A 12,493-nucleotide genomic window follows, 5' to 3' on the forward strand; every position below is an offset into this window, starting at 1 on the left:
CGCTCGAACAACAAGTAAGAGCAGCAGGGTGCGGGCCCGAAAGCGAGCGGCGAGCTTCGGAAAACAACGGCTTGTTAAGAGTTTCTCTACTGTCGAGTTTTTATAAGCCTGTTTGGCAAGGGCTGGAAATTGTATTCCTTCAAAATGTTCTATAATATTGGAAGGAAAAGAACAGGAAGTTGAGGCTTGTGCTATGACCATTATCGAAATGATTTTTACAGCGATAGGCTTGATTTGGATCAGTGAATTCCTGCTTTTTCGAAATCGCGGCATCGGGCAAGGCGATCCATTGGAAAAACGCACTTTTTTCTCTATTTTAGCGGCTTTGATCGGCACAATCCTTGCGGCGGCATTTTTGCAGGAACTGGAGCCGTTCGAAAGTGTTGCTGTTATTAGTCAATTGCTGGGAATCATTTTACTGGCGCTGGGGGTTTTTCTGCGGTTTTGGGGGATTTTGCATCTGAAGTCTCAATTCACACGTTACGTTACAGTTCGTGAAGGCGATGAGATTGTCAGCACCGGCCCTTACCGGAAGCTGCGCCATCCGCTGTATACCGGTTTGTTGCTGATTACACTTGGCATGGCGCTGTTTTTCAGCAGCCCCATTGCTGCAGCTCTTGGAGGCGCAGCAATGGTATGGGCTTTGCTGCAGCGAATCAATTACGAAGAACGGCTGCTGATCGAGAAGTTCGGACCGGATTATCAGCAATGGATGAAAGAGCGTGCGCGGCTGATTCCCTTCATCTACTGACATCAACAGGGTGGAGAAACATCAGTTATTGAAAATAGGCGGTACCTAACCAAAAGCCTTTATTCGCCATTGCAGCGTATAAAGGTTTTTATGTACGTGAGCAGTTCTTTTTACATCGTGTACGATGTAGTTTAATGTAGATCGTGTGAGATGTAAATGGATGGAGGAACATATATAATGAAAACACTATTTGAAACAACAATGATCAATACAGGTGGAAGAGAGGGTGCTGTTTATTCACCGGACAATATTTTCTATTTGGATGTAGCAAAACCACAGGCTCTTGGGGGTTCTGCAACAACTGCGACAAATCCGGAGCAGCTTTTTGCGGCTGGCTACAGCGCATGCTTCAACAGCGCATTGGAATTGGTATTGGAAGCTGGTAAAGTGGAAATAGAGAAAAGCGAAGTGACAGCAACAGTTGCACTGATCGGAGATAAAGATAATGGCGGGGTTAAGCTGGCAGTAAAGCTTGTTGTTGACATTATTGGTATCGATGAAGAGAAAAAACACGAATACGTGAAAAAAGCGCACCAGAATTGCCCGTATTCAAAAGCGATCAAAGGATCAGTGGATGTGGAAATAAGCGTTCTATAATAATTAGTATAGGTGAGATGCAAATGGAAAAAACCACAAAACTTGAACAGCAACTATGCTTTGAAGTCTACAAAGCTTCCAGCAATTTTTCAAAGATGTATGCAAAAGCATTAGAGTCGTTCAATCTGACATTTCCGCAGTATCTCGTGCTTCTGGTTCTATGGGAGGAAGACGAATTGCAGGCGAAAAATATCGGCGAACGGCTGGGCCTTGGCACAGGAACCTTGAACCCGATCATCAACCGCATGATTGAACAAGGGCGGCTGACCAAACAGCAATCTGAAACGGATAAGCGCGCATTTATCATTTCATTGACAGAAAAGGCCCGAACTGAACAAACGGATGTCGCACAGGCCGTCTTTGAGAAACTCACCAGCTGCAACTTTATGGGAGTCAACGCCATCACGCTGATGAAAAACCTGAAAGAGCTGAATGCTTCTTTTAAAACCATGGATCTGTAAGGGAATCTGCCTTGAACCACCAAATAAGGAGCGATGCCAGATGAACATTTACGATATTTCGGTGACAAAGCCGAACGGAAAAGACTATCAATTAAGCGAATATAAAGGACAAGCCATGCTAATCGTCAATACGGCGACCAAATGTGGCCTAAGAGACCAATTCGACAGCCTGGAAAAAATGTACAAAGACTATAAGGACCAGGGGTTAGTAGTGTTAGGCTTCCCGTCCAATCAATTCGGCCAGGAAAAAGCCACCGGAGAAGAAGCCCAGGAAGCTTGCCGCATGACTTATGGTGTGACATTCCCGATGCACGACCTGGTGAAGGTCAACGGCAAGGATGCGCATCCGCTTTTCAGCTATCTGACCGACAACACAAAAGGGTTCCTATCGAGCGGGATCAAATGGAATTTCACAAAGTTCCTGATTGACCAGAATGGCAACATCGTGTCGCGGTTTTCTCCAAAAGACAAACCCGAATCCTTTGAAAGGGACATCCAGAAAGTGCTTGGCAAGTAGGGTTAGTCAATTAATTGAAATAACTGTTGTTTCGCTATAGATATTGCTCAAAACATGTTTTGGCTGATGCAACAGGTTGTTCTTGTTTTTTAGTGTTTGTAATCCTCTTAGAAGAAAGAGTAGAAGACGGTGAAGGGCAAAGATCTGCTCCTGCATCGCTGCGCTGCTTCGTCAATTATGAATTGGAGTTGGGCATGCTGAAAAAAGGGCTTTCCCGCACATAAGAAGAACATTTCTGTTTCACTCTAGGCCTTGATGTGATAAGCTGTACTTCATCGTAAGTAATGGAGTGATTAGAATGAGCAAAGCAAAAGCGAAAGTGAAAAGCGGTACAGGCCAGGGAACCGGCAAGAAAGGCTGGACCCGTTGGAAAGCTGGCGCCAATAAAGCCAAAAGTTTTAAGCCTTACACCAGCAAAACCAATAAAAAAGTCGACGAACCAAAAACAGAGAAAGAACTGGCTGCTGAATCGTTCGATGCATAGATAGAAAAGTAATGGGTTGTCCAATTGGGCAACTTTTTTTATGTGTCCCATATTTCTGCTGAATCAAAAAACCCTTTACTCTGCGAGTAAAGGGTTTTCTGCAGGTCCATAAAGTTCCTTGGAAATGGCTTTTTTTACGGCCGCCTGCTTCTGCGGTGGATTCGCCAGCAAAGCCGCAATAATCCCGAAAATCGGAAAAATCATCAAAAACCATAAGATTTCCAGATAGCCGCCAAAAACATCAAAAGCGATACCGAGCGGTAATGGACCAAGTGCAGATCCTGTGACGACCATCGCCATGGCAATGCCGCTGATGCTGCCGATGTGCTTTCTGCCGAAATAATTAGGCCAGACAACAGCCATGACGATCCGTTCAATGCCCATGCTGACACCCCAAACCAGACCGAAAACGACGGCAGCTGCCAAAAAATCAGCCTTTTGCAGGAGAAATAAGGACAGCAGCTCGCCTGCAAATACAAGTATCAGCATGTACTGCACTTTAACTTTTTCCAGCAAAACTCCCGTGATGAAAGTGACGGGCAAGCCGATCAATGCGGTTAAGCTTAAGATACCGGCTGCGGTTTCGAGTGATAAGGATTTCTCGGCGAAGATGGAGACCAGATGAAAGGTCAAGCCGGTATTGACGATTCCCGGGATGGCCGCACACAAGAGCAACAGCCAAAAAGCACGGGTTTTCGAAGCTTCCTTCACTGACCAGCTGATTTCTTCAACCGGTTTTTTTTCGGAGTCTTTTTTCAGCACAGCTCCGTTATCCGGCAGCAAACCCATTTCTTCAGGAGAGTTTTGAATGAGGAAAAGAGCGAGCGGTGTAAAACAGACAATGATGATGATCCCCAAAATCAGCCACGAACTGCGCCAACCGAACGCTTCAATTAGCCAGACATTGAGCAGCGGAAAAGCCGCGGAACTGACCAAGCCGCCGATTGCGGCAATGCTGATGGCGCGGCCTCGCTTTTTGATAAACCATTGCGGGATGAGCGAGCTTGAGATAAGTGCCATGGAGCCTTGCCCAAGAAGCCGGATAAAAAAGAAGCCGATAAACAGCATGACCAGACTCGTCACAAAACTATTGAAAAAGCAAGCAACGGCAAGGGCAATGGATACGGCAACCGCCATTTTCCGCGAACCATTGCGGTCGATCAAGCGTCCGACAAAAAACAAAAGAAAGCCTGCCGTTAACGTGGCCGCTGAATAAATACCGGAAACCATCGAGCGGCTCCAGCCGAACTCTTCTATATAATAATCAATAAAAATCGAGTTGGAATAAGTTTGTCCGGGACCAGAAAAAAATTGAGACAAGGCAGCAATCGCGATGATGACCCAGCCGTAATGAAAAGTGTTTCCTGTTAATTTTTTCATCGTGCATCTCCAATATCCATAACGCAAGGTTACTGTATTTCCAAAACCACATCAAAAAAAGTTTAAAATCACAATTTCTTATCATAGCATAATTTTTCTGCTTTACAAGTTTTGAGGTGGTATTTGCAAAAAGCCTGGCTATTCAGAAATTTTTCCGTTTCGGCAGACACTGAAAGTTTTTCTGAAAAAGTGTAAAATGGATGGCAAGGCAGTTTCTTAGCCAAAAGGAGTGAGAGAAAATGCCAACTGTATCATCAGCTGCACAATTGAGCATTACAGAAAAAGAAAAAATTTATCAGCAAATAGCGGAGTATTCGGATGAAACGATCGTTATTCATTCGAATCAGAAAGTTTTATATATAAATCAGCCAGGAGCGGATTTTTTCAAAATCGACAAAGATGCGCTCATCGATGCGAACGTCGTGGATGTTTTCACTGAAGACTATAAAGAATTAATCACTGAACGCGTCCGTACAGGCATGGAAGACCGTACCATCGGGGGATTAATGGAGACAACCGTTAAACGCTTTGATGGGACTGAAGCGGATGTTGAATTGTACTGTTACCCAGTTCAGTACGGAGAGACGATTGCAATCCAATCGATCATCCGCGATGTGACCGAACAGAAACAAACAGAACGCGACCTGCTACAATTGAAAAACGAAATTTCCACACCTATTGTCCCTATCATTGATGGTCTTGCAGTGCTGCCGCTTGTAGGTTCGGTCGACGGCGACCGAAGCAATCGGTTGCTCGATGCCATTCCGCAAAAAATTCAGGGAGAGAATCTGAGTTGCCTTATCGTTGATGTATCCGGAATCTACAATATTGATAATGTTGTAGGGGAATTCCTTTATAAAATCGATCATATTATGCGACTGCTCGGCATCGAGCTCATTTTCACAGGGATTCGTCCCGAGTTGGCATTAAAAGCGATCGAAGCACGTGTGGACTTCAGCCAATTGAAGACAATGGGCACAGTCAAACAGGCTTTAAAGCAGTATTTAACTGTGACTTAAGAATCTTCTGCTTTGCGCTTGAAAGTTCTTGTCAAAGCGACCAAAGTGATTTATAGTTAGAAATACAATATTTAGTGTTTTTTGAAAAATATACACTATATATAGTATGACCAATAATGAAGGTGCCTGAAAAGGCTTAATAGGGAATCCGGTAGAATTCCGGAGCTGTTCCCGCAACTGTAAGTGCTGACGAGCTATCATAATCCACTGTCCAACGGACGGGAAGGAGATGGCAAGGGTGACGCACAAGCCAGGAGACCTGCCTTCGTTATAGTTTAGATCTTCTCCGGGAGCTGAGAGGGATAACGAAGGTATTTTGTGTGGAGCAGCTGGTTTTTGCTGTTTTCATTCGATATTCTGCGTTTTCAACCCCATCCTCCCTGAGAGGATGGGGTTTTCTTTTTTTTTTTTACAAAGATGGAGGAATGAATGAAAATGGCACAGGCATTAGCTGCAGGCGTGGCAAGAACTATTCAAACAAGGCTGGTGTTGCCGCCTGACACCAATCATATGGGCACCATCTTCGGAGGCACCGTGTTGGCATATATTGATGAAATTGCCGCCATCACAGCGATGAGGCATAGCGGAAAAGCAGTCGTGACGGCTTCGATCGACACTGTGAATTTCCTGTCTTCTGCGAAAGTGGGAGATGTCCTTATATTAGAGGGCGTGGTTATATCTACCGGAAGAACATCGATGGAAGTGTATGTCAAAGCCGAATGCCAGCAAATTGAAACCGGCGGCAGAAGTTTGACGACGACGGCCATCTTGACGATGGTGGCAGTCGACAGCGACGGCAAACCGACGCCTGTAACCGGCGTGATTCCGGAAACGGCGGCTGAGGAAAAATTATTCAAAAGCGCACAGGAACGGAAACAACGTCGCATGAAAGTGAACGAATACGCAAAGGAGTTGTGCTGATATGAACACAAAAATTGAGGCAACGGAAATGAACGCAGTGGAAAAAGCTCTTCAACGGGCAACGGACGTATACGGACTCGATACGCGGGAATTGCTGGAACGGACAGCAAAATTGGCTGGACAGGCAAAAGGCGAGCAATCCTTGCTTTATGCGCTGAACCGCATCACGATGGATGAGCCCAACTGGACATATACCGCAGCAGAATTGTATGCCAGCGACTTGTATGAAAAAGCCGGAAGCAGCCGGAACTATGCCGCTTTCCGAAAATATGGCGACTTTTACAGCTTGATTGACGAGCTTTCGAAGATCGGTATTTATTCAGGAGAGCTTCTGGCGGCTTATTCGAAAGAGGAAATCACCGAAGTGGGCGAAGAAATTGCGCCCGAGCGGGACCTGCTGTTCAACTACATCGGCCTTTTTCTGCTGGCTGACCGTTATTTGGCGAAAGACTATGAAGGGCGGCTGTTTGAACTTCCGCAGGAACGTTTTCTTGTCATTGCGATGACCTTGATGCAGAACGAGCCGAAAGAGCGCCGGCTGGAGCTGGTTAAAGAAGCGTATTGGGCCATGAGCCATCTGTACATGACGGTAGCGACACCAACTTTGTCGAATGCCGGCAAAAGCTTCGGGCAATTGTCTTCCTGCTTTATCGATACTGTCGATGATTCACTGGACGGCATCTATTTGAATAACTGGGACATCGCGCGCCTCAGCAAAGACGGTGGCGGCATCGGAATTTATTACGGAAAAGTGCGGGCTTTGGGCTCGGATATCAAAAAGTTCAAAGGCAATTCTTCAGGCGTCGTGCCGTGGATTCGCCTGGTCAATGATACGGCGGTCAGCGTTGATCAACTAGGCCAGCGTCAGGGCGCAGTAGCGATTTACCTGGATGTCTTCCATAAAGACATCATGAATGGCTTCCTGGATCTGAAAACCAATAATGGTGACGAGCGCCGCAAAGCGCACGATATTTTCACCGGCGTGTCGATTCCAGATCTGTTTATGGAACGGCTGCAGGAAAAAGATGAAAATGGACGCAGCATCGGTGAATGGCATACGTTCTGTCCGCACCAAATCAAGCAAGTGATGGGCTGGAAAGACGAAGACGGCAACGCGCTCGGACTTGAGGATTTTTATGACGAGACCGATAAAAAATACTTCCGCGAGAAATACCAGGAGGCTGTAGAGCATCCCTTATTGCCGCGCAAAACATACCGTGCCATGGAAATTATGGCGCGCATCATGGTTTCCCAGCTGGAGACCGGTACGCCGTATATGTTCTACCGGGACGAAGTCAACCGCCAAAACCCGAACAAGCACACAAGAGGCAGAGGGCTGACGTCAATTTACTGCAGTAATTTGTGTTAATTCTTAGCACCTTCAGTCAGTAATGGCTGCCGAAAACCCATCTAAACGGGGAAACACTTTTAATTGAAGTCAATCCCGTGCTAAATCTCTTTAATTTTGAAAGTTGTATAGTAATAGAGCATAATAAGGAAAAATCAATGTGGTGATAGATGTGGTTAATCCTTTTGGCTTTATATACGAAACAACTAATCAAATTAACAATATGAAGTATATTGGAAAGTGCATATATACACGTAAGAATAATTGGGAAGTGTACATGGGGTCAGGTCTATATCTTAAACGAGCAATTAAGAAATATGGGTTGGGAAATTTTTCAAGAATCATTCTAGCAGAAGCTAATTCATCTGAAGAACTTAATGCGTTGGAGGAGTACTACATTTTATTGTATAAAGCAGTAGAGTCTCCAGATTATTACAATGTCAAATTCACTTCTATTGGTGGGGATGTTTTTACAATGAACCCTAATAAGGAGTCAATAAGACTGCAAAGAATTCAACAGATGTCTGGAAAAAGTAATCATCAATATGGCAAAGTTAAAAGTCAAAAAATGATTGACTCTGTTAGGAAAGCAAATTCTAGAGTGGTAATAATCGATAATGTAGAGTACTCTTCTGGTAAAGAAGCAGCGGAAATACTGAATAGTAAAACTACAACTCTTAATTATCGGTTAGGCTCTGAACATTTTCCGAATTATAAAAGACTCTACGAAAAAGCTGAACGACCCACACAAAACGAGTGCTTACAGATGTCAAGTAGGTGATGTTCAATACGAAAGCATTGCTAAAGCTGCTAGTGCTCATGGAATTTCAACCCATAGTATGAGAAACCGAATGTATTCTAAAAACTTTCCCAATCACTTCATAATTAAAGAGTAAATGCCGAACGACTATCGAAAGCACGCATTATGCGGAAGCGAGTAGAGTAGGGCCAAGCGGTCCGAAACGGTGGGCACCCAAGTATAAGGGTGATGATATAGTCTACTCTGCATGGCGACATGCAGCTGCATCTAGAATGCGAATTGAGTTTAGCGAACTCAATTGAATAGAAGGACAGAAATTATGCAAAACATGTCAGCAACTACCATCATGAAAGAATACACCGATGAAGATGGCAACCTTGTGATGATTCGCAAGCCGGGCGATTTTGTCGTCTGCAACTTGTCTTCGATCAATTTGCCAAGAGCGTTCAAAGCGGACGTCTTGGAGCGGGTGATACGGGTCCAGGTACGTATGCTGGATAACGTCATCGACCTGAATACGATTTCCGTCGGGCAGGCCGATGCCACGAATAAAAAATATCGCGGAGTAGGCGTCGGAACTTTCGGATGGCACCACCTACTTGCACTCGAGGGCATCCATTGGGAAACCGAAAAGGCTGTGGAGTTTGCAGATACGCTGTACGAGGAAATTGCTTATCAGACAATCTGCGCTTCGATGCAGCTGGCCGAAGAAAAAGGCGCCTTCAGCAAGTTTGCGGGTTCTGAATGGCAGACCGGCGAGTATTTTGAGCGCCGCAACTACAGTGGTGAACGCTGGAAGCAATTGCAGCAAGCAGTGGCATCAACGGGTGTCCGCAACGGCTGGATGATGGCCGTCGCGCCGAACTCATCGACCGCCAAAATCGGCGGTTCGACAGATGGCATCGATCCCCTTTACGCTGTTGAATACGCGGAAGAAAAAAAGAATTTCAAGTTCAAGGTGACAGCGCCTGATTTAGACCATAACACATACGATTATTACCGCCGTGCGCGCCACGTGCTGGACCAGAAATGGAGCATCCGCCAAAATGCAGCGCGGCAGCGGCATATCGACCAATCCATCAGCTTTAACTTTTATGTGCCGCATACCATCAAAGCCAAGGAATTGCTGGATCTTCACTTGGAAGCGTGGAAGCAAAACCTGAAAACGACCTATTACGTCCGCAGCACGTCACAGGCGGAAATTGAAGAATGCGAAGCGTGCCAAAGCTAAAGGAGGATTCCGATGACCCTGCATGAACCGTTGACGAAGATTAAACTATTGAATCCGGAGCACCCGAACAAATCGACTGGCGTCTTGAACGGCCAGTCTTCGGGCTTGCTGAACTGGAACGATATCGCCTATCCGCAAATGTACGATCTGTATCAAGCTCTCCTAGCAAACTTCTGGAAAGCGCAGGAAATTAATATGCAGGACGATATCAAGCAATGGGACAGCTTGAGTGATGTGGAGAAGGACGTCTTTTTGCGCATCAATACGCAACTGGCATCACTCGACAGCCTGCAGACCCCTACGATGAGCCAGGCGATGGATTATGTCACCGATTCCAGCTTTAAAGCCATTTTTGCAGTTATTTCCCAGCAGGAAGCGGTCCATACCGAATCGTATTCCTATATCTTGAGTTCGCTGGTCTCGGTCAGCGAGCAGAATGCGCGCTTCGACCAGGCGAAAAGCGATCCGGTCGTCCAAAAGCGCAACGAAGGGATCCTGGATGCCTACGAGGAGTTCCGCCAAAATCCCACGCCGCAAAACCTGTTCAAGCTGAGCGTCAATTCCATTAACCTGGAAGGCATTTATTTTTATGCCGGCTTTGCTTTTTTCTATCACCTGGCGCGCCAGCAGAAAATGCTGAAAACCAGTACGATGATCAGCTATATCCAGCGCGATGAAATGCAGCATGCTTATTTTATTGCCCAGTTTATCCGGATCATGTTGACGGAAAATCCAGAATTGAACACGGATGAAAATATTCAATATATCTACACGACCATCGATCGGGCGGTGGCGCTCGAGAAAGAATGGGCGCATTATATTCTGGCCGATATCGAGGGACTGGATTTGGAGGAGTTTGCCGGCTACGTGGAGTATTTGGCCAACAAACGGCTGCGCCAGTTGGGATTGGACAATCTTTACGAAGAGCGCAGCAATCCGATGCCGTGGATTCAAGTATTTGGCGATGACATGATGAACGATACGAAATCCGACTTTTTCGAACAGAAATCACGGACGTATACCAAAGTGTCGCAGTCGAATGGCTTTGACGAACTTTAACCCGAAACTAACCATCGTCTACGCATCTGTCACCGGCAATACCGAGCAGTTAGCGGAGATGCTGCAGGAGGCTGCATTGAGCCAGGGTCTTGAAACCAATTTGTACCGTGTAGAAGAATTTCCTTTGTCCGAACTGCCCAGTTGTGAGGTGGTATTGATCGGAACCTATACGTGGGGAAGCGGGGAAATTCCGGAAGAAATGCGCAGGCTGTACCAAGCTATCGAGGGCCTGGACAACAAAGAGCTGAGGACCGCCGCTTTCGGGACTGGCGACAGCTTTTTTGCGGAGTTTTGCGGCGCGGTCGACCATTTCCGCGACATGCTGTACGTCAAGACGCAATTGCTGGCAACCCTGAAAGTGGAATTGATGCCGCAGCCGAGTGACCGCAGGCGCTGCGAAAAATTAGTGGAACTGATCAAAGTTTTCCCACTCAAAACAACGGGTATGGATAATTAAAATATGATGTTATGAGGAGCGGTGCAAATGGTGCAAAGAAAATGGTTAAAGCTCGGAGTGGCTGGCTTTTTATCAATAGGGATGCTCACCGCATGCGGTAACGATGAACCGGCTGAAGACAACGAAGATATGGAAATGCAGAACGAAGAGGATTCCGATATGGATGATTCGGAGTCTGAAGAGGACGATTCCGAAGGGGGATATTGATTGTCTTCCCTATTTGAAAATGAACCAAAGTTTGGTTGAAAATCGCCGAAAGGCGGTTTTTTATTTTGGAGAAAAAGTGTTTTATTCGTGTAAAAGGGTATAGAAAAGAAAAGAGTCTAAGAAAGAGTGACTCAATATTTCCGGCTGCAAAACAGCTGGATTCTTTTCGGCCTGTATTCTCGCTGCCTATAAACAATAGGTGCGGAAAAACTTATATCTCATGGCGTTTGTTAAAGTCTTCAGCTCAACACACCATTTCTCTTTCCAGAGCTGACAAATTAGGGGAACAGAAGATATTGGCGTTGCCATTAAAAAGCTAATTTGCAGTTGTTTGATTGCTCAAGAAAAATTGATAATGCCTGAATGATTTGGCTGAATGTGACAGACGATAGCGCTGTAAACAACGCCGAAAAGAGTCTTTCGATTCTTTTCGGCGTTTTTGTGTGACGAATTCCTTTTTTAAACAATGATTTTAAAGGTCTGGAAAAAAAAGAGAGGATGAGCAGGATGGAACACTTAGAGCAATTGGCTGAACAAGTGGGTATGCTGATGAATGCAGAGGTGGAAGTGGAGGCGGGAGAATGTTTGGTCAAAAGAAAAAGGACCATTAACATTTCTTCTTATAATAAAAATTTTAGCTGTACATTAGACCATGACATTTCTTTTAAGAATCTTAAGGATAATGGAAAGGCATTCAACCAGGCGGAGATTTTTTTGCTGCCAGGAGAGCTGGCTTTTTTTATAAATGCACTTCACCGGCATCCGATTCCGTTGCCGAACAACTACCAGCACCGCATGGACATTAATCCGGATATTATTTGTGTCTATCTGTCTTCAGAAGAAGCGCCTGAGGACTTTGCCGCCAGATTGTCTTCTGCTTTTGATGCCATCGAGCAAAATTCCCTGGTTTGAACAGCTGCTGAAGAAAGGAGATTCCAATGCTGAACAGATACAAGCAAGCACATGAAAAAATCGCTATGGGCCTGTTGTCCTTTATGCCCAAGGAGCGAAATGTCAAACAACTGAAAAAGACTATGCAACGGTACAATGAACGCCCCGACTGGCAGCTTTTCCTTTGGAAAGAAGGCGAAGGTTACGTAGGAGCCATCGGTATTCAGATAGAAGATGATGAAAGCTTCACCATCCAGCACATTTCGGTGATTCCTTCATTTCGGGGAGAGGGAATCGGCCAGAAAATGGTGGCACGTACCGAAAGGCTGATGGGAAAACGGAGAGCGAAACCGACCGAGGAAACAAAGGTATTCATGATGAAGTGCAGAGTTTAAAACAAAACACCTTAC

The 12,493-nt window shown here is 45.5% G+C and carries 14 protein-coding genes, 2 pseudogenes and 1 riboswitch; of the genes and pseudogenes, 15 read left to right on the plus strand and 1 reads right to left on the minus strand.

The genetic code is table 11. From position 1 onward, the window contains the following. The first annotated feature begins 193 nt into the window (after positions 1-193). The 5 genes from J7I83_RS10740 (at position 194) to J7I83_RS10760 (ending at position 2,810) form a co-directional block, all read left to right on the plus strand. Entirely contained in the window at positions 194-751 is a 558-nt protein-coding gene (locus J7I83_RS10740) for a methyltransferase family protein (RefSeq protein WP_215100693.1), read from the plus strand. 177 nt (positions 752-928) lie between these two features. Then, entirely contained in the window at positions 929-1,348 is a 420-nt protein-coding gene (locus J7I83_RS10745; RefSeq protein WP_215100694.1) for an organic hydroperoxide resistance protein, read from the plus strand. Between the two features lie 23 nt (positions 1,349-1,371). Continuing rightward, positions 1,372-1,809 (plus strand): MarR family winged helix-turn-helix transcriptional regulator, encoded by a 438-nt coding sequence (locus J7I83_RS10750; RefSeq protein WP_215100695.1) that lies wholly within the window; start codon positions 1,372-1,374, stop codon positions 1,807-1,809. A 40-nt stretch (positions 1,810-1,849) separates the two neighbouring features. Further along, entirely contained in the window at positions 1,850-2,326 is a 477-nt protein-coding gene (locus J7I83_RS10755) for a glutathione peroxidase (RefSeq protein ID WP_215100696.1), read from the plus strand. Positions 2,327-2,624: 298 nt separating this feature from the next. Further along, complete coding sequence (locus J7I83_RS10760) at positions 2,625-2,810, plus strand: DUF3934 family protein (protein WP_215100697.1); 186 nt, start codon at positions 2,625-2,627, stop codon at positions 2,808-2,810. Positions 2,811-2,885: 75 nt separating this feature from the next. On the opposite strand, the gene J7I83_RS10765 is transcribed toward J7I83_RS10760, so the two are convergent. Further along, on the minus strand, positions 2,886-4,190 hold the full coding sequence (locus tag J7I83_RS10765) for an MFS transporter (RefSeq protein WP_215100698.1): 1,305 nt from the start codon (positions 4,188-4,190) through the stop codon (positions 2,886-2,888). Positions 4,191-4,429: 239 nt separating this feature from the next. On the opposite strand from J7I83_RS10765, the gene J7I83_RS10770 reads away from it, so the two are divergent. The 10 genes and pseudogenes from J7I83_RS10770 to J7I83_RS10815 all read left to right on the plus strand — a co-directional run bounded on the left by J7I83_RS10770 (position 4,430) and on the right by J7I83_RS10815 (position 12,478). Then, complete coding sequence (locus J7I83_RS10770; RefSeq protein WP_215100699.1) at positions 4,430-5,209, plus strand: PAS domain S-box protein; 780 nt, start codon at positions 4,430-4,432, stop codon at positions 5,207-5,209. A 103-nt stretch (positions 5,210-5,312) separates the two neighbouring features. After that, positions 5,313-5,490: riboswitch (cobalamin riboswitch) on the plus strand. A 154-nt stretch (positions 5,491-5,644) separates the two neighbouring features. Continuing rightward, on the plus strand, positions 5,645-6,130 hold the full coding sequence (locus J7I83_RS10775; RefSeq protein WP_215100791.1) for an acyl-CoA thioesterase: 486 nt from the start codon (positions 5,645-5,647) through the stop codon (positions 6,128-6,130). Position 6,131: 1 nt separating this feature from the next. Continuing rightward, positions 6,132-7,496 (plus strand): annotated as a pseudogene (locus tag J7I83_RS10780) (ribonucleotide reductase N-terminal alpha domain-containing protein); the annotation flags it as partial. Positions 7,497-7,638: 142 nt separating this feature from the next. Beyond that, complete coding sequence (locus tag J7I83_RS10785) at positions 7,639-8,259, plus strand: hypothetical protein (RefSeq protein WP_215100700.1); 621 nt, start codon at positions 7,639-7,641, stop codon at positions 8,257-8,259. 280 nt (positions 8,260-8,539) lie between these two features. After that, a pseudogene (locus J7I83_RS10790) lies at positions 8,540-9,469 on the plus strand (ribonucleoside-diphosphate reductase subunit alpha); the annotation flags it as partial. Between the two features lie 12 nt (positions 9,470-9,481). Next, on the plus strand, positions 9,482-10,528 hold the full coding sequence (locus J7I83_RS10795) for a ribonucleotide-diphosphate reductase subunit beta (RefSeq protein WP_215100701.1): 1,047 nt from the start codon (positions 9,482-9,484) through the stop codon (positions 10,526-10,528). Beyond that, positions 10,509-10,985 carry a flavodoxin domain-containing protein gene (locus J7I83_RS10800; protein ID WP_215100702.1) on the plus strand — a complete coding sequence of 159 codons (477 nt, stop codon included), beginning with the start codon at positions 10,509-10,511 and terminating at the stop codon, positions 10,983-10,985. The genes J7I83_RS10795 and J7I83_RS10800 overlap by 20 nt, the downstream gene beginning before the upstream one ends. A 27-nt stretch (positions 10,986-11,012) precedes the next feature. After that, a complete protein-coding gene (locus J7I83_RS10805; protein ID WP_215100703.1) occupies positions 11,013-11,192 on the plus strand; it encodes a hypothetical protein in 180 nt (59 codons plus the stop codon). A 507-nt stretch (positions 11,193-11,699) separates the two neighbouring features. Then, positions 11,700-12,104 (plus strand): DUF1259 domain-containing protein, encoded by a 405-nt coding sequence (locus J7I83_RS10810; RefSeq protein ID WP_215100704.1) that lies wholly within the window; start codon positions 11,700-11,702, stop codon positions 12,102-12,104. Positions 12,105-12,130: 26 nt separating this feature from the next. Next, on the plus strand, positions 12,131-12,478 hold the full coding sequence (locus J7I83_RS10815; protein WP_215100705.1) for a GNAT family N-acetyltransferase: 348 nt from the start codon (positions 12,131-12,133) through the stop codon (positions 12,476-12,478). Positions 12,479-12,493 lie beyond the last annotated feature (15 nt).

Origin of the sequence: Planococcus sp. ISL-110 (assembly GCF_018613575.1) — a bacterium.
Lineage (GTDB): Bacteria > Bacillota > Bacilli > Bacillales_A > Planococcaceae > Planococcus.

Excerpts from the sequence above, each read along its gene's own strand:
- J7I83_RS10760 (WP_215100697.1), top strand. The coding sequence starts at position 2,625 with ATGAGCAAAGCAAAAGCGAAAGTGAAAAGCGGTACAGGCCAGGGAACC.
- J7I83_RS10740 (WP_215100693.1), top strand. The coding sequence starts at position 194 with ATGACCATTATCGAAATGATTTTTACAGCGATAGGCTTGATTTGGATC.
- J7I83_RS10805 (WP_215100703.1), top strand. The coding sequence starts at position 11,013 with ATGGTGCAAAGAAAATGGTTAAAGCTCGGAGTGGCTGGCTTTTTATCA.
- J7I83_RS10745 (WP_215100694.1), top strand. The coding sequence starts at position 929 with ATGAAAACACTATTTGAAACAACAATGATCAATACAGGTGGAAGAGAG.
- J7I83_RS10795 (WP_215100701.1), top strand. The coding sequence starts at position 9,482 with ATGACCCTGCATGAACCGTTGACGAAGATTAAACTATTGAATCCGGAG.
- J7I83_RS10810 (WP_215100704.1), top strand. The coding sequence starts at position 11,700 with ATGGAACACTTAGAGCAATTGGCTGAACAAGTGGGTATGCTGATGAAT.
- J7I83_RS10800 (WP_215100702.1), top strand. The coding sequence starts at position 10,509 with ATGGCTTTGACGAACTTTAACCCGAAACTAACCATCGTCTACGCATCT.
- J7I83_RS10775 (WP_215100791.1), top strand. The coding sequence starts at position 5,645 with ATGGCACAGGCATTAGCTGCAGGCGTGGCAAGAACTATTCAAACAAGG.
- J7I83_RS10815 (WP_215100705.1), top strand. The coding sequence starts at position 12,131 with ATGCTGAACAGATACAAGCAAGCACATGAAAAAATCGCTATGGGCCTG.
- J7I83_RS10765 (WP_215100698.1), bottom strand. The coding sequence starts at position 4,190 with ATGAAAAAATTAACAGGAAACACTTTTCATTACGGCTGGGTCATCATC.
- J7I83_RS10750 (WP_215100695.1), top strand. The coding sequence starts at position 1,372 with ATGGAAAAAACCACAAAACTTGAACAGCAACTATGCTTTGAAGTCTAC.
- J7I83_RS10770 (WP_215100699.1), top strand. The coding sequence starts at position 4,430 with ATGCCAACTGTATCATCAGCTGCACAATTGAGCATTACAGAAAAAGAA.
- J7I83_RS10755 (WP_215100696.1), top strand. The coding sequence starts at position 1,850 with ATGAACATTTACGATATTTCGGTGACAAAGCCGAACGGAAAAGACTAT.